Origin of the sequence: Desemzia sp. FAM 23989, assembly GCF_045528345.1 — a bacterium.
Lineage (GTDB): Bacteria > Bacillota > Bacilli > Lactobacillales > Carnobacteriaceae > Desemzia.
Genome location: NZ_JBGQQT010000005.1, coordinates 62,416 through 87,148 on the forward strand (window position 1 = coordinate 62,416; position 24,733 = coordinate 87,148).

Annotated in this window: 24 protein-coding genes; 16 read left to right on the plus strand and 8 right to left on the minus strand. The window is 38.7% G+C overall.

The features are described 5' to 3' along the window. The first annotated feature begins 92 nt into the window (after positions 1-92). The 11 genes from ACEN36_RS04520 (at position 93) to ACEN36_RS04570 (ending at position 10,988) form a co-directional block, all read left to right on the plus strand. Positions 93-1,472 carry a TrkH family potassium uptake protein gene (locus tag ACEN36_RS04520; RefSeq protein ID WP_407097157.1) on the plus strand — a complete coding sequence of 460 codons (1,380 nt, stop codon included), beginning with the start codon at positions 93-95 and terminating at the stop codon, positions 1,470-1,472. Between the two features lie 11 nt (positions 1,473-1,483). After that, positions 1,484-2,155, plus strand: a complete 672-nt coding sequence (locus tag ACEN36_RS04525; protein ID WP_407126038.1) for a potassium channel family protein — start codon at positions 1,484-1,486, stop codon at positions 2,153-2,155. 356 nt (positions 2,156-2,511) lie between these two features. Then, positions 2,512-3,429 carry a UDP-N-acetylmuramate dehydrogenase gene (gene murB, locus ACEN36_RS04530; RefSeq protein WP_407097159.1) on the plus strand — a complete coding sequence of 306 codons (918 nt, stop codon included), beginning with the start codon at positions 2,512-2,514 and terminating at the stop codon, positions 3,427-3,429. Between the two features lie 213 nt (positions 3,430-3,642). Next, positions 3,643-4,185 (plus strand): helix-turn-helix domain-containing protein, encoded by a 543-nt coding sequence (locus tag ACEN36_RS04535; protein ID WP_407097160.1) that lies wholly within the window; start codon positions 3,643-3,645, stop codon positions 4,183-4,185. Between the two features lie 71 nt (positions 4,186-4,256). Continuing rightward, positions 4,257-5,348 carry an ABC transporter ATP-binding protein gene (locus ACEN36_RS04540; RefSeq protein ID WP_407097161.1) on the plus strand — a complete coding sequence of 364 codons (1,092 nt, stop codon included), beginning with the start codon at positions 4,257-4,259 and terminating at the stop codon, positions 5,346-5,348. A 13-nt stretch (positions 5,349-5,361) separates the two neighbouring features. Beyond that, complete coding sequence (locus tag ACEN36_RS04545) at positions 5,362-6,174, plus strand: ABC transporter permease (RefSeq protein WP_079650589.1); 813 nt, start codon at positions 5,362-5,364, stop codon at positions 6,172-6,174. Then, positions 6,174-7,010 (plus strand): ABC transporter permease, encoded by an 837-nt coding sequence (locus ACEN36_RS04550; RefSeq protein ID WP_407126039.1) that lies wholly within the window; start codon positions 6,174-6,176, stop codon positions 7,008-7,010. Before ACEN36_RS04545 ends, ACEN36_RS04550 begins: the two co-directional genes overlap by 1 nt. Beyond that, a complete protein-coding gene (locus ACEN36_RS04555; protein ID WP_407126040.1) occupies positions 7,007-8,080 on the plus strand; it encodes an ABC transporter substrate-binding protein in 1,074 nt (357 codons plus the stop codon). The genes ACEN36_RS04550 and ACEN36_RS04555 overlap by 4 nt, the downstream gene beginning before the upstream one ends. A 239-nt stretch (positions 8,081-8,319) precedes the next feature. Next, a complete protein-coding gene (locus ACEN36_RS04560) occupies positions 8,320-8,778 on the plus strand; it encodes an ASCH domain-containing protein (RefSeq protein WP_407097165.1) in 459 nt (152 codons plus the stop codon). Between the two features lie 29 nt (positions 8,779-8,807). Continuing rightward, positions 8,808-9,479 (plus strand): ribose-5-phosphate isomerase RpiA, encoded by a 672-nt coding sequence (gene rpiA, locus ACEN36_RS04565; RefSeq protein WP_407097166.1) that lies wholly within the window; start codon positions 8,808-8,810, stop codon positions 9,477-9,479. Positions 9,480-9,683: 204 nt separating this feature from the next. Next, a complete protein-coding gene (locus ACEN36_RS04570; protein ID WP_407097167.1) occupies positions 9,684-10,988 on the plus strand; it encodes a pyrimidine-nucleoside phosphorylase in 1,305 nt (434 codons plus the stop codon). Positions 10,989-11,700: 712 nt separating this feature from the next. On the opposite strand, the gene ACEN36_RS04575 is transcribed toward ACEN36_RS04570, so the two are convergent. Then, positions 11,701-12,306 carry a TraX family protein gene (locus ACEN36_RS04575; protein WP_407097168.1) on the minus strand — a complete coding sequence of 202 codons (606 nt, stop codon included), beginning with the start codon at positions 12,304-12,306 and terminating at the stop codon, positions 11,701-11,703. 141 nt (positions 12,307-12,447) lie between these two features. Between ACEN36_RS04575 and ACEN36_RS04580 the strand changes: the two genes are divergently transcribed. The 3 genes from ACEN36_RS04580 to ACEN36_RS04590 all read left to right on the plus strand — a co-directional run bounded on the left by ACEN36_RS04580 (position 12,448) and on the right by ACEN36_RS04590 (position 14,106). Continuing rightward, positions 12,448-13,170, plus strand: a complete 723-nt coding sequence (locus ACEN36_RS04580; RefSeq protein WP_407097169.1) for an AzlC family ABC transporter permease — start codon at positions 12,448-12,450, stop codon at positions 13,168-13,170. Continuing rightward, positions 13,160-13,483, plus strand: a complete 324-nt coding sequence (locus ACEN36_RS04585) for an AzlD domain-containing protein (RefSeq protein WP_407097170.1) — start codon at positions 13,160-13,162, stop codon at positions 13,481-13,483. The genes ACEN36_RS04580 and ACEN36_RS04585 overlap by 11 nt, the downstream gene beginning before the upstream one ends. 89 nt (positions 13,484-13,572) lie before the next feature. After that, positions 13,573-14,106 carry an acyl-CoA thioesterase gene (locus ACEN36_RS04590; protein ID WP_207558071.1) on the plus strand — a complete coding sequence of 178 codons (534 nt, stop codon included), beginning with the start codon at positions 13,573-13,575 and terminating at the stop codon, positions 14,104-14,106. Positions 14,107-14,844: 738 nt separating this feature from the next. Here ACEN36_RS04590 and fni read toward each other — a convergent pair. The 6 genes from fni to ACEN36_RS04620 are packed head-to-tail and all read right to left on the minus strand — an operon-like array spanning position 14,845 to position 20,647. Then, positions 14,845-15,912, minus strand: a complete 1,068-nt coding sequence (gene fni / locus ACEN36_RS04595) for a type 2 isopentenyl-diphosphate Delta-isomerase (RefSeq protein WP_407126041.1) — start codon at positions 15,910-15,912, stop codon at positions 14,845-14,847. Between the two features lie 47 nt (positions 15,913-15,959). Further along, on the minus strand, positions 15,960-17,033 hold the full coding sequence (locus tag ACEN36_RS04600) for a phosphomevalonate kinase (protein WP_407126042.1): 1,074 nt from the start codon (positions 17,031-17,033) through the stop codon (positions 15,960-15,962). Between the two features lie 26 nt (positions 17,034-17,059). Further along, positions 17,060-18,037 (minus strand): diphosphomevalonate decarboxylase, encoded by a 978-nt coding sequence (gene mvaD, locus ACEN36_RS04605; protein WP_407126043.1) that lies wholly within the window; start codon positions 18,035-18,037, stop codon positions 17,060-17,062. Continuing rightward, positions 18,030-18,983 (minus strand): mevalonate kinase, encoded by a 954-nt coding sequence (mvk, locus tag ACEN36_RS04610; protein ID WP_407102916.1) that lies wholly within the window; start codon positions 18,981-18,983, stop codon positions 18,030-18,032. Before mvk ends, mvaD begins: the two co-directional genes overlap by 8 nt. Positions 18,984-19,028: 45 nt before the next feature. Beyond that, positions 19,029-20,387, minus strand: a complete 1,359-nt coding sequence (locus tag ACEN36_RS04615; protein ID WP_407126044.1) for a tripartite tricarboxylate transporter permease — start codon at positions 20,385-20,387, stop codon at positions 19,029-19,031. A gap of 11 nt (positions 20,388-20,398) precedes the next feature. Continuing rightward, on the minus strand, positions 20,399-20,647 hold the full coding sequence (locus ACEN36_RS04620) for a hypothetical protein (protein WP_407126045.1): 249 nt from the start codon (positions 20,645-20,647) through the stop codon (positions 20,399-20,401). 242 nt (positions 20,648-20,889) lie between these two features. Between ACEN36_RS04620 and coaA the strand changes: the two genes are divergently transcribed. Further along, positions 20,890-21,813, plus strand: a complete 924-nt coding sequence (gene coaA / locus ACEN36_RS04625; protein WP_407097178.1) for a type I pantothenate kinase — start codon at positions 20,890-20,892, stop codon at positions 21,811-21,813. A gap of 232 nt (positions 21,814-22,045) precedes the next feature. Next, positions 22,046-23,566: a glutamine-hydrolyzing GMP synthase gene (gene guaA, locus ACEN36_RS04630; RefSeq protein WP_407126102.1), complete on the plus strand. Its 1,521-nt coding sequence runs from the start codon at positions 22,046-22,048 to the stop codon at positions 23,564-23,566. A gap of 53 nt (positions 23,567-23,619) precedes the next feature. Here guaA and ACEN36_RS04635 read toward each other — a convergent pair whose 3' ends face one another. Then, a complete protein-coding gene (locus tag ACEN36_RS04635; RefSeq protein ID WP_407126046.1) occupies positions 23,620-24,714 on the minus strand; it encodes a tyrosine-type recombinase/integrase in 1,095 nt (364 codons plus the stop codon). Between the last annotated feature and the right edge of the window lie 19 nt (positions 24,715-24,733).

Sequence of the window (24,733 nt, forward strand, 5' to 3'; positions counted from 1 at the left end):
TTTTTTTGAGGAAAGAATTTGCTTTACTTTTATGCGAATAAGAATATAATACATGAGAACTTGATAAAGTATGAATGAAAGAGGAGAAGGGAATGTCTGCAAAAAAGATTAGGGAGGTACCTCCAGCTTTAAAGATTGCTATTAGTTTTGCAATAGTTATTTTTGCAGGATCACTGCTGTTAACACTGCCCATCAGCAATCTGGAAACATCACAAACCACTTATTTTGATAACTTATTTACAGCGGTATCCATGGTATGCGTGACGGGATTATTTACATTGCCTGTGGCAGCGTCTTATACGGTGTTTGGCCAAATCGTTTGTATCGTTTTGATGCAAATAGGTGGACTGGGTCTGATGACTATATTGGCAACTTTTATCTTAAGAATAGGAAGAAAAATCAGCTATTCGGATACTATAGCTGTAAAAGAAGCTCTTAATAGAGATGAATTAAGCAATTTTAATACTTATTTAGCTTCCATCATTAAATATACAATGACTATTGAAGGAACAGGAATGCTGCTGTTATCTTTTAGATTTGTACCAGAATTCGGATGGGCTAAAGGGCTATTTGTCTCTTTATTTCTAGCGGTTTCTGGATTTTGTAATGCTGGTTTCGACAATATCGGAGCTATTAGTCTACAAGAGTATGCGCATGATTCTTTAGTCAATCTAGTTATTATTTCGCTGGTTATTTTAGGCGGTATTGGTTTTTCAGTTTGGTTTGACGTCACACACAACCTTCAATCCATTGTAAAAAATAAATTTCAGCACGGTTGGAAACGTGCTTATCGGTTGTTAAAGATTCATACGCGTTTAGCTATTAATGTGACACTTATTTTGATTGTAACAGGTACTCTGGTTTTCTTATTAGTCGAATGGAACAACCCAGACTCCATTGGAAATTTTTCATTTGGGGACAAGGTGATGGCTTCTCTATTTCAAACAGTAATAATGAGAACAGCTGGTTTTGCTACATTGGATTATGAACTGGTAGAACCTTTTACTTTATTATTCTTCATTTTTACAATGTTTATCGGAGGGTCTCCTGGAGGTGCAGCCGGTGGTATCAAAACAACTACATTTGCTTTGATTGTTCTGTTGATTATTAATGAGGTCAAGGGGCAAAAACACATCAATTACGCACACCACACGATTCCAATCGAAATCGTACGTCGTGCGATCGTTGTTGTAGCTACATTCTGTGCTTTTCTAGTAATGGGTGTAAGTATTTTGATGCTGGTTGAAGACCAACCCTTCTTGTATTTACTGTTTGAAGCCGTTTCTGCCTTAGCAACAGTAGGGGTCAGTGTAAATTTAACACCTGAGTTGTCAGATATCAGCCATATTGTGTTGATGATTTTGATGTATGTTGGTAGAATTGGACCAATCACTATACTATTAGGTTTAATCAGAAACAATAAAAAGACAAAAGACAAATTATATGCGAAAACAACTATTTTAATTGGATAGGAGATAAGAATATGGCAGTAAGAACAATTGGTGTACTGGGGCTGGGAGTCTTTGGATCATCAATAGCGAAAGAATTGAATGATTTTGATTGTGAAGTGATTGCAATTGATATCGATATAGACAATGTTGAACGCGTAGAACCTTATGTAACACAAGCTGTACAGGGGAATATCACAGACTTGGATTTTTTACAAAGTGTAGGACTCGAAAATTGTGATGTGGTAGTAGTAGCTACAGGGACTAGTTTAGAGGCAAGTGTTTTAGCTGTCATGAACTGTAAAAAATTAGGGATCGCTACGATTGTTGCAAAAGCAAAAAATAAATCTTTTATGGAAGTACTGCTTGAGATAGGGGCAACTAAGGTTATTCGTCCGGAAAAAGAAGCAGGGACTCGTGTGGCAAAAAGTGTGTTAAGAAGACATATCACGGATATTGTTGACTTGGATGAAGACTATGCTGTAATCGAGTTTATTCCGCCTGCTCCTTGGGTAGGGAAAACATTCGATGAATTGGATTTAAGAAAACGATACGAAATCAATATTATCGGAGTGCGAAAATCTTCTCAAAAACGAATGGATGTATCCTTTAGCCCAGACTACCAAATTGAACAAGGTACTGTCTTGGTTGGGATTGCAGAATCTGAAATATTTGAACGCTACGACTACTTGAATAAACTAAAATAGAGAGCGTGGAGCAAGGCGTTTAGCTCACCGGACAAAATCCAAACGACGAGAGTTAGGTGTTCTTTACCTAACTCTCGTCGTTTGGATTTTGGTAGTGTGAGCTGCCTTGCGCAACGCGTTTAAGAGCACAAATCAAGCGAAGATGTGATGGGACAGAACCTAGCACATCTTTTTTTGTTCAAAAGTTATTCTAAAAGAATTAAAATTTTGATTGTTATAGTAAGACAAGCTACAAAAATACATCTTTGCATGGTAAACTAAAAAACAGGCAAGAGACATCCCTAATGAAAACATTACTTGGGATCATTAAAAAGTAGAGTATTTGCTCTATTCATAGGAAAGGGTATTTAAATACTATGGTAATCGAAGAATTAAAAAAACAAATTCCTGATTTAATTATAAAAGAAAATGAACCACTATCACTATACACCTACACTAAAACTGGAGGTCCAGCTGATGTGCTGGTTTTCCCCACAACTATTGAAGAAGTCACAAACGTCGTACAGTGGGTAAATAGGGAACAATTGCCTCTAACTGTGTTGGGCAATGCCAGCAATCTTATTGTCAAAGATGGCGGAATACGTGGTGTAGTGATGATCTTAACAAAAATGAAACGTATTCAAGTGGAGCATAAAAAAATTATCGTTCAAAGTGGTGCTCGTTTAATCGATACTTCTAATGAAGCTTATGAAGCCGGTTTGACAGGTTTGGAATTCGCTTGCGGTATTCCAGGCAGTATCGGTGGTGCAGTTTACATGAATGCTGGAGCTTACGATGGAGAAGTCAGCGAATCCATTGAATCAGTCACGGTGCTAACGCTTGAAGGTGAAGTAAAAACAGTGAAAAATAAGGACTTAGAATTCAGTTACCGTCACAGTGCCATCCAACAGAGCCATGATATTGTGTTGGAAGTAGTATTTTCTCTTGAAAATGGTAAGAAAAAGGCTATTAAAGAGCGAATGGATGAATTGACTGCTTTAAGAGAGTCTAAACAACCTTTAGAGTATCCATCATGTGGGAGTGTGTTCAAGCGTCCAACGGGGTATTTTACAGGCAAATTGATCCAAGAAGCTGGCTTACAAGGTTTAATCTGGGGCGGTGCACAAATATCCGAAAAACATGCAGGTTTTATCGTAAATATCAATCATGCTACAGCCACAGATTATATCGAATTGATCGAACACATCAAAGAAGTCATCCTTAAAGTAAACAAGGTGCAATTAGAAACGGAAGTAAGAATTATTGGGGAAGACCTGGTAAAAGAACTTGCTTAATAGAAGGTAGAGACGACACATTACAATAAAAGAGAAGCCATTGGAACGAATTAGGACTAAAAAACAGAATCTCTCTGTTTTTTAGTTTTTTTTATTGCATTTTTGTCCAAATTATCTATAATAAGAAGAGGTTTTACTAAACAAAATAATTAGTGACAGAATACTTTTGTGCTATTTAGTTTAATGATAGTAAACAAAAAAGGGTGTAAAAAAATGGAAATAGGCACGCGAATAAAGAATTTACGGATCCAAAAAAATCTTACACAAGAGGAATTGGCAGAACGAACGAATCTAAGCAAAGGATATATTTCTCAAGTAGAAAGAGATTTAAGTATGCCTTCAATGGATGTTTTTTTTGATATGCTGGAAGTTCTGGGTTGCAGTCCAAAAGATTTCTTTGACGAAGAACAAGAGGAACAGCGAGTGGTCTACAAAAAGGATGAGCACACTCATTACGAAGCTGTGGATGGACAATATACGATCCAATGGCTTGTTCCAGAATCCAATGAAAATGAAATGGAACCTATCCAATTGACATTGGAAAAAAATGGAGCCTTCAAAGAATTTTCTCCTTCTATGGCAGAAACCTTTGCTTATGTGACAAAAGGAGCAGTGTGTATCGAAATTGGGATGAATCGATACTATGCCAAAAAAGGCGATGCGATTTATTACCATGCTAATGATACTCACCAAATATTTAATCAAGCAGATGGAGAAAGCCGGTTATTGATGGTCGTTACAGAATCCTATCTGTAGACTCCAGAAGCTTTCTACTTGTATTTCAAAAAAAGATCCACTAGATTGGAACAAAAAGGAGAATAGTAAAAATGCCAGAAAATGCTATTATTACGTTTAAAAATGTAAAAAAACAGTATGAAGATGACGTTATTTTAAAAAATATCACTTTTGATATTGAGCGGGGAAAATTTTATACCTTGTTAGGACCATCCGGTTGTGGAAAAACAACCATTTTAAATTTGATTGCTGGATTTACGGAAGTTTCTGATGGGTTGATTACCATTAACGGTGAAAAAGTAAATGATATTCCTCCCAATAAACGTACAGTCAATACCGTTTTTCAAGATTATGCGTTGTTCCCGCACATGAGTGTATTTGAGAACATTGCATTTGGTTTGAGAATCAAAAAATTAGACAACAAAACGATCAAAGAAAAAGTAGCAGCAGTCTTAAAAATGATGCGTTTATCTGGCTACGAAAATCGCGCCATCAGTGAAATGTCTGGTGGTCAGCGCCAACGGGTGGCTATCGCTCGTGCCTTAGTTAATGAACCAGATGTATTGTTACTAGACGAACCGTTATCGGCATTAGACCTGAAATTAAGAACCGATATGCAATATGAATTGCGTGAATTGCAGCAACGATTGGGCATCACGTTTATCTTTGTCACTCATGATCAAGAAGAAGCATTAGCTATGAGCGACGAAATTTTTGTGATGAAAGAAGGCAAGATCGTTCAAAGCGGAACACCGGTAGATATTTATGATGAACCGATCAACCGTTATGTGGCGGATTTTATTGGGGAAAGCAACATCGTAGAAGGAACAATGATTCAAGACTATGAAATTTCATTTGTCGGTCGCACATTTGAATGTGTTGATGCAGGGATGTCGCCGAATGAAAAAGTAGAAGTGGTGATTCGTCCAGAAGATTTAGCGTTGACGACGACAGACAAAGGGAAATTGACGGTCAAGGTGGACACCCAATTATTCCGCGGGGTGCATTATGAAATCATCGGATACGATGCAGAAGGAAATGAATGGATGGTTCATTCTACTAAGAAAGCTGTAGTTGGCGAAATGGTAGGATTGCATTTTGGTCCAGAAGATATCCATGTTATGAGATTTGGAGAAACTGAAAAAGAATTTGATGCTCGTTTAGAAAGTTACGAAGAGGAATAGGAGGGAAACGGATATGAAACAAACAAAAGCGTTTTATTTTGCGCCGTATTCGATGTGGCTGCTTTTATTTGTGGTAGCTCCTTTAGTGTTGATTTTGTATCAATCATTTTTTGATATCCAAGGCAATTTTACGTTTGCCAATTATGCTGCTTATTTTCAATCAGGCACTTATCTAACCATGACCTTCAATTCGATATTCTATGCGTTCTTGATTACTTTATTTACTTTACTGATCAGTTATCCTACAGCTTATTTATTGGTGAGAACGAAGCATAAACAATTGTGGTTGCTGCTGATCATCTTACCTACATGGATCAATTTGTTGTTAAAAGCCTATACTTTTATTGGAATATTCAGTATGAATGGAACAATCAATGATTTCTTGGTGTTTACTGGAATTGGGCGTCAGCAAATTTTATTTACAGACGTTAGTTTTTTGCTGGTCGCTTCCTACATTGAAATTCCGTTTATGATCTTGCCGATTTACAATGCACTGGAAGAAATGAATCCCTCTTATATGAAAGCGAGTTCTGATTTAGGAGCCAATAACTGGGAGACCTTCAGACGAGTCATTTTTCCTTTGTCATTGAATGGAGTCAAAAGTGGAGTACAAGCCGTTTTCATTCCTTCATTATCTTTATTTATGCTGACCAGATTAATTGGAGGAAATCGCGTCATCACATTAGGGACAGCGATTGAACAACACTTCTTAGTGACTGAAAATTGGGGAATGGGTTCTACGATTGGAGTAGTTTTGATCGTAGCGATGTTCTTAATGATGCTGCTGACGGGAGAAAAGAAAAAGAAGGGAGCGTTGCATAAATAATGGCAAAAAAGACATTTAAATGGACGAATCTTTATCTACTGCTTGTTTTCGTCTTATTGTATGCTCCCATTATGTATTTGATATTTTATTCTTTCAATGATGGCGGAACAATGACTTCTTTTACGGGATTTACTTGGGACAATTACACTGCTGTTTTTGAGGATACTCGTTTAATGGGAATCGTGTTAGATACATTATTGGTCGCTTTGCTGTCTTCGTTGTTAGCAACGATTATTGGAACATTAGGCGCTATTGGAGTGTATTTGATGAAAAATCGAAAGACACGCAATACCTTGTTGAGTATGAACAACATATTGATGGTTTCTCCAGATGTTATCATTGGAGCAAGCTTCTTAATCCTGTTCACGTTTATTGGTTTTAGATTAGGTTTTGCTTCCGTTCTATTGTCGCATGTTGCGTTCAGTATTCCGATCGTTGTATTGATGGTCTTGCCAAAATTGCAAGAAATGAATCCGACGATGATCAAAGCGGCACACGATTTAGGGGCAAATAACTGGCAAGTCTTGACTAAAATCATATTGCCAGCAATCACTCCTGGAATTTTAGCGGGCTATTTTATGGCCTTTACGTATTCTTTAGATGATTTTGCGGTGACCTTTTTCGTAACTGGAAATGGCTTCAGTACACTCGCAGTAGAGATCTATTCTCGTGCTCGCCAAGGAGTATCCTTAGAGATCAACGCATTAAGCACATTGATGTTCTTGTTTGCATTGATTTTAGTAGTGGGCTATTACTTTATCCAACAATACAGCATCAGCAAAAAACATAAGCAGCAGCATGGAAGAAAAGGTAAAGAGGCGGTGACGATGCTATGAAACGATTAGTTACACTAGCCGTAGTGATCTTAGTTGCCTGTGGGGCGCTTTACTATTCTTCCAACAAACTAGACGAAGCTCAAGGGATCACTGGAAATAACACGTTGAACTTGTATAATTGGGGAGATTATATCGATCCCGATCTGATCACTAAATTTGAAGAAGAAACAGGGTATGTGGTATCGTATGAAACGTTTGATTCGAACGAGGCAATGTATACCAAAGTCAATCAAGGCGGAACGGCCTATGATTTAGCGGTACCTAGTGAATACATGATTGAACGGATGATCGAAGAAGATATGCTGATTGAAATGGATCATTCAAAAATCGAAGGATTAGAACATTTGGATCCTGACTTATTGGACATGGCCTTTGATCCTGAAAACCGTTATTCTATTCCTTATTTTTGGGGAACCTTAGGAATCGTATACAACACGCAATTTGTCGTAGAAGGTTCCATTGAACATTGGGACGACTTATGGGATCCGCGTTTCAAAGATGACGTGATGTTGATCGATGGAGCTAGAGAAGTGATGGGGTTGGCGCTGAACAGTTTAGGTTACTCGGTAAACTCTAAAAATGATGCTGAGTTGGCTGAAGCCGCTGAAAAATTGGATTCAATGACAGCAAACGTAAAAGCTGTTGTCGCTGATGAAATCAAAATGTATATGATCCAAGAAGAAAGTTCTGTAGCTGTAACTTTTTCTGGAGAAGTAGCGGATATGATGTGGGAGAATGAAAATCTGCGTTACGTGATTCCACCTGAAGGGTCCAATTTGTGGTTCGACAACTTTGTCATTCCTAAAACCGCTCAGAATGTGGAGGCTGCCTATGCCTTTATCAACTTTATGCTGGAGCCCGAAAATGCTGCTCAGAATGCAGAGTATGTTGGGTATTCTACACCCAATACGTCAGCGATGGAATTGATGCCAACTGAAATGATTGAGGACGAGCAATTTTACCCATCCGATGAAACAATGGAACACTTAGAGGTTTATGAAAACTTAGGACAAGAGTATATTGGAATCTACAATGATTTGTTTTTGGAATTTAAAATGCATCGGAATTGATAAACAGCCAATACATCGGTCTTTGTTACAAAGGCCGATGTATTTTTTTCATTCTTTAAAGCTCAAATTAAAGAGTATGATGGTTAGAGATTCTTAAGCAGAATCACATGTTATAATAAGTTTCCAAACAAATAAAAAAATAGTATGATAGAATACGAGTGATGTTTGAAAAAAACTATACTTTAGAAATCGTATTTCAGCTAAAAGTGTAGATTCATAGATAAGGTTAAGGTGTAGACATGGAGAACGAATCAGCAAAAGAGTTGTGGGAAAGCTTTCATCAGCAGATTCCTAATTTACCGGAGCATTATGATGTTTGGGCTTTTGGAGATTCAAAAGAATTAGCAGATCAGTTAGCTGCTTTAGTGTTATCAGGTTTAAAAACAGCGACGTGCAGTTTGAAGCGCTTGTATGATGTTGAAGGAGCGGATTTGCCACAAGTTGGGGCTTATTCAGTCATTCTAGATGGAAATGATCAAGCAGTGGGAATCATACAAAATTTAGACGTCTTTGTCTTTCCATTTGATGAAGTGACAGAAGAAATCGCCATTGCAGAAGGTGAAGGTGATCGTACAGTCGATTATTGGATGGAAGCTCATAAAGAGTTCTTTAAAAGAGAATGTCAATCTGCTGGAGAAACGTTTTCGACGAAAATGGAAGTGGTTTTTGAAAGCTTCGAATTGGTGTATGCAGCGTAATCAACTAATAACTAAAGGGGAATGGCCTAATGGACTTAAAGCAAATGGTTGGAGAAAAAGCAGCAGAGTTTGTGAAAGAGGGTATGGTAGTTGGTTTAGGAACGGGATCAACGGCGTATTATATGGTGGAAGCAATTGGGAGACGTGTAAAAGAAGGGTTGAACATTACTGGTGTGACTACTTCGAATCGTACCCAAGAACAAGCTGAAGCATTAGGGATTCCTTTGAAAAGCGTAGATGAAATCGATCGGATCGATATTACGATAGATGGAGCAGATGAGATCAGCCGCGATTATCAAGGCATCAAAGGCGGCGGTGCAGCTCATTTATTTGAAAAAATCGTAGCCGATAATTCCAATAAAGTGATCTGGATCGTAGATGAAACTAAAATGGTTGAACAATTAGGTGCCTTTCCACTACCTATCGAAGTGATTCCTTACGGTAGCCAGCAATTGTATCGTTTATTTGAGAAAAAAGGGTATCACCCAGTTGTCAGAAATGATGCTAATGAAGAAGTATTGGTTACAGATGCTGGGCATTATATTATTGATTTGCACATGGGAACGATCAAGCAGCCTCATGAGTTGGCTGAATGGTTAGATAGTTTAACAGGAGTTGTAGAACATGGATTGTTTTTAGACCGTGTCAATACGATTATTGTTGGGCGCGAATCAGGCGTTGAAATTATAGAAGCTAGATAACAAACGGATCAAATCAGTAAGGCTGGGACTGAGGCTAAAAACCTCAGTCTTTTTTGTTAGACATTTGTGCGAGGAAATGAATTCTAAGCGGCTGCTCTTCAGAAGAAAAGCGTAAAAATCTTCTCATATTCAAAAGTTAGAAAACGGTTTCTATTAGAAGTGTGGTAAAATAACTGTGTACTAGCGATAAGGAGATGATATTAAGTGAGAATGGTAGATTTGATCCATAAAAAACAACAAGGGAAAGAGTTGTCCGCTGAAGAAATTCAATGGATGATAAAACAATATACAACAGATGAAATACCAGATTACCAAATGAGTGCGATGTTGATGGCCATCTATTTTGAAGACATGACCGACGCTGAACGCGGAGCTTTAACCATGAGCATGGTGAAATCTGGAGATGAAATCGATTTGTCTCAAATTGAAGGTGTCAAAGTAGACAAGCATTCAACAGGTGGAGTAGGAGATACGACAACCTTGATTTTAGCTCCATTAGTAGCTAGTGTAGGAGTTCCTATTGCAAAGATGAGCGGTAGGGGATTAGGCCATACTGGTGGTACGATTGATAAATTAGAAGCTATTCCAGGATTTCATGTGGAGTTGAGCCAAGAAGAATTTGTCGAACAGGTCAATCAACATAAAGTAGCCGTTGTAGGGCAATCCGGGAATTTAACTCCTGCAGACAAAAAACTGTATGCGTTAAGAGATGTAACCAGTACAGTAGAATCTATCCCATTGATCGCGAGCTCAATCATGAGTAAAAAAATCGCAGCTGGTGCTGACGCGATCGTATTGGACGTAAAAACAGGTGCCGGTGCATTTATGAAGACTCCTGAAGCTGCTCGCGAATTAGCAGAAGCAATGGTAAAAATCGGAAATCATGTGGGAAGAAAAACGATGGCAGTTATTTCGGATATGAGCCAGCCTTTAGGATTTGCGATCGGGAATGCATTAGAAGTTCAAGAAGCTATCGATACTTTAAAAGGTCATGGACCAGCAGATGTGGTAGATTTGTGCTTAACTTTGGGAAGTCAAATGGCGCATTTAGCTGGAGTTGGTAAAGATCTTGATGAAGCCAGAAGTATCTTGAAAGAAAACTTAGAAAATGGGAAAGCACTGGAAGTTTTCAAAACATTTGTGGCAGCCCAAGGCGGAAACCCAGACGTTGCAGATAACCCAGAATTGTTGCCTAAAGCGCCATACCAAACAGAAGTGTTAGCTAACCAAGATGGTTATTTAGCTGAATTAGTAGCTGACGAATTAGGAGTTGCTTCTATGATGTTAGGTGCAGGACGTGCCACTAAAGAAAGTGACATTGATCTAGCAGTTGGATTAGTGTTGCACAAAAAAGTAGGAGACCAAGTTAAAAAAGGGGAACCTTTATTAACGATCCATAGTAATCAAGAAGAAGTCCCTGATGTAGAACAAAAGATTTGGGAGTGCATTACGATTGCGGATACAGCTGAACCTTTACCATTGATTTACGATGTTTTATCTGGAGAATAAAGAAGTAATAAGCTGCTCATAAAGTTAAGTAAAGGAGTTAGGACAACCAATCCTATCTCCTTTTTGTGTACAAGTTTGGGGCTCTTACCGGTCTGCACCAACATTATAAACGTGTTTCGAAAGGCTCCTTGCGTTAAAAGAAACAGAACCCAATACTCAATCGATTTTTTTCTAACGATTTGTGGTTCTGGTTCTATACGGTTAGCTAACCAGTTTTGCTTTTGATAGATTAATGTTGTACCGCTCGATGTGTACTTCTAGTGGGAAGCTCTATTTAGAGTGAAAGAAATGTATGTTTGATGAGCGAATGAAGGATGGAAGGGGTTTGAACATCAAGGTCATTTTGTCCTTGATGTTCAAACGCCGTTCTTCATCAAGGCAATTTTGTCCATGATGTTCAAACCCCGTTCTTCATCAAGGCAATTTTGTCCATGATGTTCAAACCCCGTTTTTCATCAAGGCAATTTTGTCCTTGATGTTCAAACGCCATTCTTCATCAAGGCGATTTTGTCCATGATGTTCAAACCCCGTTTTTCATCAAGGCAATTTTGTCCTTGATGTTCAAACCCCGTTCTTCATCAAACCAATTTCCCCTTTGATGTTTAAATCATCCCAAATACTCACTAAAATTTGTCATAAAAAACCTCCAAAAAGCTAGATTTTACTCTAATCTTTTGGGAGCCACACTCCGCACCTTACACCATATTCACGTCTATAATTGAGCGATGAAATGAATAATAGCTAAATGAAGTGGGTAATAAGCATAACCCAAATACTTAGGGACTCGTATCACATGAAAACGAAAAGGGAGCAGTATTGGAATCAAGGCTAATAAGGCATACATTTGGATTGTTCCAAATTCTGGAATGTGCATTAGAAGGTAAGCTGTGATTCCAAAATACCGGTTTTCAAAAACTAACATGTAAATAGCCCAGCCCAAGAGAAACCCGTAGATACCATATTCAACAAAATAGCTTGCTATCAAGCAAGGAATAAAAAAGCGTTTGTCTTTCATCGAAACAGCAAACAAAGCCAATGAAAATAAAATGTTGATTCTTCCTAACGTAAAGGGGATGGATATGATTCCAAACAGCAGTAATTGAAACAGGTAGCGTTTAAAGTTGTGTGTACGGTGTGTGCCTAATACAGTAGTGTACAAAAATAAGGGAAATGCGATTCTGCCGATGACACGCAGTATCACATATTGCGGTAAAATATAGGCGCCAATATGATCAATTGTCATGATAATGATGGCCAACCATTTGATAAAATTGCTTTTTTCATCAAAGCTGTGGGCTTGCACCGAGGTAGTTTCCATTGTGACCCTCCAATTCTCTAAAGGTATATATTTTATTATACAAAAAATCTTAGCGAATAAGACAATAATTCATCTTTCTCGGAAAAAATAAAATGGATTGTGCTATAATGATTTTTAAACTTGTAAAATGGAGGGAAGAGAGTGGGAAAAGCAGTATGGTTGGAAGGCTTCAAAAATATTTATCCTGTTATGATCAGTTATGTTCCTTTAGGACTAGCCTGTGGTATGTTGCTGTATGATGCAGGGATCGGATTATGGGGAATCTTTTTGATGAGTACACTGGTTTTTGCGGGTGCAGGACAATTTATGGCAGCATCTATGCTTTCTGCAGGAGCTGCAATGCCTTCTATCGTGATCATGACATTCTTTTTAAACTTAAGGCACTTGTTGATGAGCTCCAGTATAGCTCCTTTCTTTAAAAAGCGCTCGGTGCCGTTTTTAATGTTGTTTAGTCATACCTTAGCGGATGAAGCTTATGCCATCAATTACAATCAATTTCAAACGGATAAAGAATGGAGACCGGAAGAAGCCTTGTCTACCAATCTATTAGCTTACTTTAGCTGGGTGGGGAGTACAGTTGTTGGGGGATACATAGGAAGTTCTTTTTCGATGAATACCGTCATTATGAATTATGTATTGATCGCGATGTTTACATGTATGCTGGTGAATCAATTTGTCTCTAAAATCTTTGTTTTTGTGGGGCTGCTGTCTGGTGTGCTTGCCGTCATTCTTATGATGGTATTGCAGCACAATATTTCATTAGTCATTGCCGCAGTTCTAGCTTCTTTTGTGGGATACTTGCTGGATGAACAGAGAGAGAAGAAAAGAGCTGAAGAAGGAGCGACGATTCAAAATGAACAGTAATTTACTAGGGTTGATTGCAGGAATGGCAGTAGTGACTTATTTACCCCGTTTTGTTCCGATGCTGGTTCTCAGTAATCGCCAAATTCCTAAAAAATTCGCTAAATGGATGTCTTTTATACCGGTATCTATTTTTGCCGCGCTGGTTTTTTCGGATGTCTTTTTCTGGGACAGCGAAGTAAACGTAAATCCGATAGAAAACGTGAAACTGCTGCCAACAGTGCTTGTCTTTTACATAGCCTATAAGACTCAAAGCTTACTCTGGTCGATGGTATTTGGCATTATCGGCATTAGTTTTATGATTTGGTTTTTCTAAAAGTACTATCCTTGTATAATGGGAAACGAAATTGCATAAACAGCTTTCGTGCTATAATGGGCGTAGAAAAATAGATGGAGGCTTTTAGTATGGCAGATCAAAATCGAGAAGTAAAAAAAAGTTGGGAATCAAAAGTGATTCAGACACATCGTGTATTTCCCGGAGATGTCAACTCACATCGGACTTTATTTGGGGGACGCTTAATGAGTTATATTGATGATACAGCATCCATATCCGCTTCACGCCACAGTCGCAGTGATGTTGTTACTGCTTCAATGGATACATTAGATTTCTTGCATCCGCTGAATGAAAATCATTCCGTTTGTATAGAAAGCTACGTGACCGGTGTTGGATCGACCTCGATGGAAGTTTTTTGCAAAATAATGGGTGAAGATCTATCTAGTGGAGAACGTTACTTGGCAGCTACAAGCTTTATCACTTTTGTAGCTGTCGCTAAAGAAAAAGGCAAAAAACAGCTAGTACCTTTAGTTGAACCAAGTACTAAAGAAGAGAAGTTTGTTTGTGAAGGATATGAAGCCAGAAAAGCACAACGTATGTCCAGTCGTTCATTCCATGAACAATTTGCGCAAACGATTACCGACCAATTGCCTTGGTCAAACTAAGGCTAAATGACCTGTTTAAGATGAGGTGTTGAACCTTTATCTTGAACAGGTTTATTTTATTGCCAGCTTTTTGGTGGGCAGGTCTAATAGGCTCACTGATCAAGTGGCGTTAAATTTGGTTCTCACTTGAAGAATAAGGTGGTCTTATTGATCAAGTGGCGTTAAATTTGGTTCTCACTTGAAGAATAAGGTGGTCTTATTGATCAAGTGGCGTTAAATTTGGTTCTCACTTGAAGAATAAGGTGGTCTTACTGATCAAGTGGCGTTAAATTTGGTTCTCACTTGAAGAATAAGGTGGTCTTATTGATCAAGTGGCGTTAAATTTGGTTCTCACTTGAAGAATAAGGTGGTCTTATTGATCAAGTGGCGTTAAATTTGGTTCTCACTTGAAGAATAAGGTGGTCTTATTGATTAAGTGGCGTTAAATTTGGTTCTCACTTGAAGAATAAGGTGGTCTTACTGATCAAGTGGCGTTAAATTTGGTTCTCACTTGAAGAATAAGGTGGTCTTATTGATTAAGTGGTGCAAATTTTATCTCTCACTTGATCAATAAAACGGTTTTACTGATCAAATGGTCCAAAATTTAACTCTCACTTGAAGAATAAAATGACCTTACTCATCAAGTGGCACCAAATCAGTCTCCCACTTGAAGATTAACAGCGTCACATCAGTAAAAACAAAAATTAGTAGTGCAGAATGAACCCATTTGGTTTCTGCACTACTAATTTTATGTGCTTTTTATGAGATTCGATTTCTACACGCAAAAGATCGGAAATCAATGCCTCTTGCGTCACACCAATCTTTTACAGGGCCAGTGATGATCACATCTGTCCGTTGCAAATCAGCCACCGATTCAGCGCCTAATAAAGTCATCACAGAAACCAATTGTTCTTTGATTTGTTCAACATGTGCAATCGTTTTTTCGACACCATTTTGCAAAATATAATGTAAGAAGTAACCTGAAATACCTGCTGCTTTAGCTCCGAGAGCTAAACTTTTGAGGATATCCATTTGGGTACGGATACCGCCCGAAGCCAATATTTCGGTTGTATCCATAAAGGGGTGAGCTTCAAGAAGTGAGATCGTTGTAGATTGACCCCAATCTTCTAGGAAGTCCATCGGATTCTGAGTACGGCGGTAGTTTTCGATCTGAGCAAAATTGGTTCCACCTTTTCCGCTGACATCGATCGTTTTTACGCCAATCGATGTCAATTGTTGAATCGTTTCACGGCTCATTCCAAAGCCGACTTCCTTCACCACGACGGGTACATCCACACCGTTTACGATTTGTTCCAATTTAGTTAGCCAAGAAGAGAAATCTCTGTCTCCTTCTGGCATCACGATTTCTTGAGGGGTGTTCAAATGAATCTGCAAAGCATTGGCTTGAATCAAATCCACAGCTTTTTTTGCATTTTCTAAGGTCTGTCCGCCGCCTAGATTAGCCAAAATTTGTCCATTAGGATTCGTTTCCCGAATGATCGTAAAACTATCGGCTACAGAAGGGTCTTTTAAACCTGCACTTAATGAACCTGAAGCCATTGCCAGACCAGTTTCTCTTGCTACAGCAGCTAATTTTTCGTTGATTTTCTTTGTCCAAGGGCTCCCGCCGGTCATGGCATTAATGTAAAAGGGCTGAGCCATCGAAAGTCCGGCAAAAGAAGTGGACAAATCAATCTTCTGAGTACCGGTCTCTGGTATTGAATGATGTACAAACCGGATGTGGTCAAAATCAGTTTCGTGCGTTTCAGTGTAAAAATGTTCCGCTAATGAAACGTGCTCGTTTTTCCGATTGTTTTTTTTCTCCATTGTTAACCTCCTGCTGGATAATGATTCTAGAGTAGGCTTAGCAGCCACTAATTTTTAGTATAAACATGCAACGGCAAATTGGTGATCCCTTGTTCTTCCCAAGCTGTGATCAATGAAAGAACCCCATCTTTGCGATCAAAAATCACAATTCCGCAGTCTCCACCGCCAGCTCCTGAAGATTTGGCTGCACCATTAAATTCTTCCGCCAGCTTGCACAAATGAGCCAAGGCAGGAGTCTCGATAATCACGCCAGTCGATTGACTCATTTTTTTCAAGAGAGAGCGGTTGTGACGAATCTCATTTTGTATTTTAGGAATATCGTTTGTTTCGAAGCCGCGAATCATTTCTTCGACACAAGCTGCACTGGCTTTTAAGAATTCATTGTAGGCGAGAGCATCTTGGGTCCGTTTATTCGTTACTTCATCCACTAAATGAGAAGTAGACGCCGGAGATCCTGTCCAGCCGATCAATAAACGCAATTCTGCTGGGGGTGTCAACGGTTTAAAAGACAAATGAGGCCAGTCCAATTCAACCACTTCTCGAACCGATAATTGCTGTTGCTTTTCCAATACCCATTTTGGATCGAAAGTAGTGAAAGCCAACCATCCACCAAAAACGCTGGCAGCTACATCACCGCACGATCCATTGCTTTTGACCGTTAAATGTGCCAAGGCAGCTAGCTTGAATATTCTCTCATTAGACTCATGTTGCAAACCGTAAAAACGCAAAATCCCTTTCACTGTGGCAACGGTAACAGCGGCACTGGAACCGAGACCGTATTTCCGGCCATTGGAACTGTCTAATTCACTATCGACAGATAAGTGGTAAAAAGAAAGCTTTTTTCCAAAGGATTTGACATAGCTTTCTGTCACTTCAATAGCTGCCAATATATAATGAAACGGATTTTCACGCTTGTCCAATACTAGTCGATCATTTTCTCTTTTCCAAGTGACAGGCAGGTTTCCATATTGCTTCGATAAAATTGTTCCCATATCTGTCGTTGCTTCAAGTGAAACAGTAATAAACTGGTCGATGGCTACCAAAATGGCAGGATGACCGGGTTCTACAACAGCGTATTCTCCTGCGATATATAACTTTCCAGATGCAGAAGCTGTGATCATGTACGACACTCCTTAAAATTCCTTTTTTAGTCTGTAATTTCTTCGATATCTTTCCCAGGTCCTGAAATAATCAGTTGCGTGGGATCAAAAATGTTGCTCAAGTAGTTTTTGATCGTTTGGCTATCTGACAGGCGACACAATACTTTGACGTTTGGACCGGCATCCATCGTGAAATAGCATGGAACACCTAATTGACGCAGTTCTCTCACCGCTTGCATCGCTCGAACACTGTCTGGTTCCCAGTAAGAAAGAGGCGGATTAGCCCCCAACATTGTTGCATGCATCTTCATGCCGTTGCTTTCCGTAATGGCACCAACTTGTTCAAAATCTTTTTTCAAGATAGCCGTTTTGATATTTTCCAAATCGATCGCTGTAGCTGTTAACCAGCCAGGATAAAAAGGCGAAGTCGCTACGGTGTTTTTCATACCTACACGACTGGAAACCGCTTTTTGTTTATCATTGACCACGATAGTGACCATGCCGATATCCCAAGAAGCATCATCTACTTTTACCGCAAATGAATCATCGCTGCCGGTACCCATTTGCCATTCGACAAAACCGCCGAAAATACTGCGTGTTGCTGAACCAGAACCTCTTCGAGCATAAGTGGATAAAGTTGTTTTGTCCAAATTCAATCCGCTAGCCAAATTAACTGCACCCGCTAAAGCTGCCATACCAGAAGCAGAAGAAGCCAGACCGGCTGCAGTCGGGACGAAGTTGGTGCTTTTTACGATCGCTGCTGTTTGGATACCCGCTTCTTCACGGAATAAATCCAAGAAGCGGCTGACTTTCGCTGTTGCTTTATCATCTTGTAATGCATCATTTAAATAGAAACGATCTTCTGCTGTGCTATCGTCAAAAGCCACAGAAGTTTCTGTGTAAAATGAATCTAATGTCAAAGAAAGACTGCTGTTCATCGGTAAAAACAATTTCTCATCGCGCTTGCCCCAATATTTGATCAAAGCGATGTTGGTATAGGCACGTACTTTTTTCTCCTTATTCAACAGAGCCACCTCCTAAATGATAGATCCAAGTAGTGGAAGTTCCCGTTTCGTTTAAAGCCCGAGCGATGTCTTGAGCAGCAGTTTCATTTTCAGCTAAAGCGATCATACAGCCGCCTCGTCCGCCACCGGTCAGTTTAGCACCTAAAGCTCCAGCATTTATGGCTGCTTCAACCAATTGATTCAATTGATCATTGCTGACACCCAATTTAGTTAACAGCACATGTGCTTGGTGCATCAATTTGCCTAATTCGACTGGTTGATTATTTTCGATAGCTGATTTTGCTTGATCTGCTAAGCTGCCTAATTGATGAATATCTTGAGAAGTTTCTACCGGATTGGTTTCCATCAATAACGCTATACTGCCTACTGCATCTCTGGTTTGACCCTTCACACCAGTATCCCCAACCACTAGATAAGCATCAATCAATAATGAAAAAGGAACGAACGGTTTGCCTTTGATGTAGTACAAGGGGCTGTCACCGCTAGTCATTGCGGCATCTAAACCACTGGGATTTCCATGAGCGATCACTTCAGAAATATTGACTAGTTCAAGTAATTGGTCATGTGATAAGGGGCAATCAAAATAATTGTAAAGAGCGCGAACAGTAGCGACAGCCACTGCTGCACTAGATCCCATACCGCGTTCTGCTGGGATCGAACTGGTAATGTGTAACGAAAAATCTTTTGATTCTTGTTTCAAAGCTTTCAAAGTCACCTCAACGACCGTCATTAAGTTAGACAATCGGTCAGGTGCTTCTGACAGCAACCCTGAATGATAGATACAATCTACGGTAACAGGTCCTGTAGATTGTGTAACGGTAGTTTGAATAGTGGCTTTGGGAAAGGGAATAGCTAATGAAGGTTCTCCATAAACCACTGCATGTTCTCCCATTAAAATGATTTTACCTGTAGCTTCTCCAATAGCTTGGTTGTGTGCTGTCTGCATGCATACATACTCCTTAATGTGCTGATTTCATAATTGGTTAGTTGATTAAGGGGACGTCAACAGTTGAACGATATAAGGTGCTGCATATAACGTCATGAACTGAATACCATAATTAACGCCCATTTTATTTAAAGTTCCACTCGTAATTCCAATAAGCAATACGCCGAATATGTTGATCAAACCTGCATCCATATACGAAAGCAATAGAATGAAGGAAATAAACAATCCAAGAATGGCTTCATGCGGAATTTTGTCTAAGACAAAAGTGGAGATTTTTCCGGCATACTTATTAATAATAACATAACTCAAAGCTGTAGCTACTACAGCCCCTAAGACAATAGCGATCGTTTTTTCCCCTGTGGATAAAATATGAAATAAATTGTTTTCCACTGTGTACACAGGAGGAGCATTAAACAGTGCACTTCCGGGCCCTATAGAAGTAGGAGATAAAGGAATGCCTAATGCCACTAAGGGGATAATGATTCCGGAAATATAAGTAGATTGCGATAAAGCACTCATTGTAGTAATGGTAGTAGTCGCTTTTTCCTCAGGATCTTTGATCCGGTTAGAGACAGTTTCACCAAATAGTAAAATCAAGCCAACTGGGCTCAATACAAAGAAAATATTGGAGATGAAAGAAGAAAATGAAGCAGCTTTTAATTCTTTTTTCGATAATATTCTAAATGGATTCAATGTTTTCTCTTTGCCTAAATCTTTTGGAATGACGATGTTTTTGTAACTGTCTGTCAGCATTTTTGAGCGGCTTTCTTTATTCAGCAATTGCAATAAAGAAATGATCAACGGCCCGATGGTGATGCCTAGGAAGAATGAAGTAGTAATATTGGTCCCTTCTGGAACGACTCCAGTGCCCCAGTATAAGTGGCGCAGGCTTTGAAAAAGAATAGCTAACGGAATGATACTGATCAAAGAAAGAACTTTTTGTTTACTGATCAATGATAAGAAAACAGCTCCAATAACAAATAAGAGCGAAGCGTACGGTTGTATCGTTTCTGCAAATGGAATCAACAAATTAGCCAACAAAAAAGAAACAGGGATAGAAATAACTGTTCCAATCAGTGCTCCTGCAGCCATTTTCTTAACGGTAACAGCTGATTTGCCTTGATTTTTTAAATAAATAGCGTGATCAATCATGGGAGCAGATAATACTCCACCAGGTAAACCTACTAAAGCAGTGGGCATTAAATTGGTTAAATTTAACGTAATAAACGCTGCTACAAAGAAAGTTAAGACAATCATTGGGTTAGCGCCTGAAAGAATAAGAGCAAGTGAAATAGGCATTAAAACGGATGTTTCATCGGTACCCGGTATAAATCCAATAAAAGTGTATAACACGACTGCACTTAAAGCAGCCACAAACATTTGAGTGAGCAATAAAAAATCCATTAAGGTATCTCCTAACTAGTGTGATGGTGTTTAGCATCTTTGGAATCAATAATCCGTTTTGGTTTAGTCAATAATCCTGAAATGATAAAGCCGATAACGGCTCCCGCTAAACCGAAAAACAATTGCAACGTACGATTTCCCGAAGGTGCTAAAAAATAAAGTCCCATAGTTGAAATAGCAGAGATAATAATGGAACGAACAAGGTCACGAAGCTCTACAACGTCTCCCCAGATTTCAATATATTGTTTTTTATCTTCCATATTTTTCCTCCTAACTATAAAAAATTTAACTAAATTACTAAAGATTCTATACTTTTCTATTGTATAAGTCATTCCCACCCTTTATAGTACAGGAATTTTAAGATTTACGGTAGTTAAGCTTCGCTTAAAACTCGTTAAGTTTTTTTAAAGTTTTGTCACCAGTGGAAAGGAAAAACTATAAATAAGACGTGATATCTGTTACAATTATGCGAAACTTTCAAAACCAGGAGGCAGGCACACCAATGAACGAAACAGAAACTCATCACCATATCTTACGTGATGAATGGAGCACATTAGGACATGATACATCCATAAAGATGACTTTTGAAGAATTGGATACCATTAGAGGGTTGAATGATCCTATTTCACTGGAAGACGTGAAAGAGATCTATGTGCCGCTAGTCCAATTAATCAATCTGTTTATCCAACAATACGAAAAATTGCAGCAAGAAAAGACCTTTTTTTTAGAACATCGAAAGGAAAACAAACCGTTCGTGATCGGTATTGCAGGTAGTGTGGCGGTAGGGAAAAGTACTACTGCGCGACTGTTGACACGTATGCTGGCAAGTTTGTTTACCGATTTAAACGTTGAAATGATTACAACAGATGGTTTTTTATATCCCAATAAAGTCCTGAAAGAAAGGGGCATTATGAATCGCAAGGGCTTTCCAGAGAGCTACAATATGAAAAAATTGATCAATTTTTTAAGCAAAGTAAAAACTGGCGAAACCGACATTTCTTCTCCAGTCTATTCTCATGAAGTGTATGATATTGTGGAAGGGAAAACAAATATTTTGCACAAACCGGACATCTTGATCGTTGAAGGGATCAATGTCTTGCAATCTCCATCCAATGAACAAATCTACATAAGCGATTTCTTTGATTTTTCCATCTATGTCGATGCCGAGCCAGAACAAATTGAAAAATGGTATTTGGAACGATTTGCCGTTTTGCTGGATACGGCTTTTACGACTCCGGACAATTACTATTATGAGTTGGCTCAAAAAGGCCCAGATGTTGCCTTTGCACATGCACATCAAGTATGGGAAACCATCAACTTGGAAAATCTGAAAAAATACATCCTGCCTACACGAAAAAGAGCCGATCTGATTTTGCATAAGAGTGAACAGCATTACATTGATAAAGTTTTATTGAAAAAATACTAAATACTCTCATTGTCGCTTGAAGAGCCTGACTAACGCTATGTTAGAAGGGTTCTTTTTAGTATAAAAAGTGTAAAAACTCAAAAAATGTTATGAAAATGAACTTTTCATTAAAAAAGAGGGGTAATGTCCACTTTTATGTAACAACAAGGTAGCTTTCATGGTACTATGGTAAGAAAAATAATAAGAGGTGTAGATTTTGACAACTGTAACAGATACAAAAGAATTGGAAAAAATGATCGTTCTTGATTTTGGTAGTCAATACAACCAATTAATCACGCGTCGAATAAGAGAATTTGGTGTGTACTCAGAATTGTTGCCGCATACGACAACAGCTGACGAATTAAAAGGCATGAATGCTAAAGGAATCATCTTCTCAGGTGGACCGATGAGTGTTTATGATGATGGATCTTTCTCAGTAGATCCAGAAATTTTTAATTTAGGTATTCCGATTTTTGGTATTTGTTATGGAATGCAATTGATGACGAAAATGATGGGTGGAGAAGTCAGCCCAAGTACAAACCGTGAGTATGGTAAAGCGGATATCCGTATTGAAGACCGTACGGCACCTCTATTTACAACATTAGACGAAGAAGAAACCGTGTGGATGAGTCATGGAGATTTAGTTACTCAAGCTCCTGAAGGCTTCGTTGTCAGCGCTACAAGCGCACACTGTCCGATTGCTTCTATGTTCAATGAACAAAAGAACTTTCATGCCGTTCAATTCCATCCAGAAGTTCGTCACTCTGTACACGGAAATGATATGTTAAGAAACTTTACTTTCAATGTCTGTGGATTTGAAGGAAACTGGAGCATCAGCAACTTTATCGATTTAGAGATCGCTAAAATCCGCGAAACTGTAGGAGACAAAAAAGTCTTGCTTGGTTTATCAGGCGGGGTGGACTCAAGTGTAGTAGGAGTTCTATTGCAAAGAGCAATCGGCGACCAATTGACGTGTATCTTTGTGGATCATGGTTTATTGCGTAAAGGCGAGAGCGAACAAGTTATGGAAAGTTTAGTCGGCAAATTCGGCTTGAACATTATCCGTGTCGACGCTAAAGAACGTTTCATGGCTAAATTAAAAGGCGTCAGCGATCCAGAACAAAAACGTAAAATCATCGGAAATGAGTTTGTGTACTTATTTGATGACGAAGCAACAAAACTTGAAGGTGTCGACTTCCTAGCACAAGGAACGTTATACACAGACATTATCGAGAGTGGTACAGCTACTGCTCAAACAATCAAATCACACCACAACGTAGGTGGACTTCCTGAAGACATGCAATTCAAATTGATCGAACCGTTAAATGCTTTATTCAAAGATGAGGTTCGTGAATTAGGAATTGAGTTAGGTATGCCTGAAAGCTTAGTATGGCGCCAACCATTCCCAGGCCCAGGTCTAGGAATTCGTGTTATCGGTGAATTGACAGAAGAAAAATTAGAAATCGTCCGCGATAGCGACTTTATCTTAAGAGAAGAAATTGCTAAAGCCGGTCTTGACCGCGATATCTGGCAATACTTCACAGTCCTTCCAGGTTTCCGTAGTGTCGGAGTAATGGGAGACGGCCGTACGTACGATTACACAGTCGGCATCCGCGCTGTAACATCGATCGACGGAATGACAGCTGATTTTGCGCGTATCCCTTGGGATGTCTTGCAAAAGATTTCTGTGCGTATTGTAAATGAAGTGAAACACGTTAACCGTATTGTGTATGATGTTACTAGTAAGCCACCTGCTACTGTTGAGTGGGAATAATGAACAAAAGACCGACTAACCTTTATTTAAAAGGCTTTGTCGGTCTTTTTATTTTACTCTGATTCCGTTTTGATTCCGTTTTTTATTTCATCCAATTTATTTGATACTTCTTCTTGCTTATTAGGATATAGATGCGCATAAGTATTTAGAGTTGTTTGTACGTCTTCATGGCCAAGTCGTTCTTGAATCAGAAGAGGTGAAAAGCCTAACTCAATTAGCAGTGAAGCATGAGAATGTCTTAGGTCGTGAACCCTTATTTTTTTTATTCCTGAATTTTTACTTCCGCGTTTCATTTCATGGTTGAGATAAAATTTAGTGACTGTGAAAAGTCGTTCATCATTCTCATAGTCAACCAGAGCAGCAAGGTACTCATCTAGCATTTCAAATATAAAATCTGGAAGGGTAATACTTCTGTTAGATTTGGGAGTTTTCGGTTCTGATATGATATCTTTTTTCTTTAACCTAACATAGGACTTATTAATGCTAACTGTTTTCTTTTCACGATCAAAGTCATCAAGGGTTAAGGCAAGTAATTCTCCAGATCGGATTCCGGTCCAAAACAACAAATTAAAAATCATTACACTCTGTATTTTATTACTCACTGGTTCAATAAATTTATCGAATTCATCAACAGTCCAAAAATCCATTGAATCAGCATTCTTTTTGCCAATAGAACCTGTTTTGTGTATCGGGTTGTTTGGCAAGTTGTAGAATTTAACAGCATAATTTAAAACAGCTGATAATTGATTGTTTATTGACTTCATGTACGTTTGTGAAAGCTTTTTTCCTTCTTTAGTAGTTTGCTTCAAAACGAAATTTTGCCATTTTCTGACTGTTATAGCATCTATTTTATTAATGGGCATATCTCCGAAAAAAGGTAACAATTTTGTTTCTATTAAGTACGTTTTGTTTTCCACAGTCGTTTCGCGCAACCGGTGAGAACTGTCTTCTAAATAATCAGCAACTAGACTTCTAAATGTCATTTCACTAGATCCGCTTGTAGTTAATTTGAATTCTGACTCATAAGTTTGTGCTTCACTTTTTTTATTAAAACCACGTTTCAATTTTTTCTTTTTTGTTCCATTGTAATCTGTGTACCAGAACTGGACATACCATTTTCCTGATTTTTTATCTTTGTAAGCTGGCATTTTATTCACTCCTATTTTG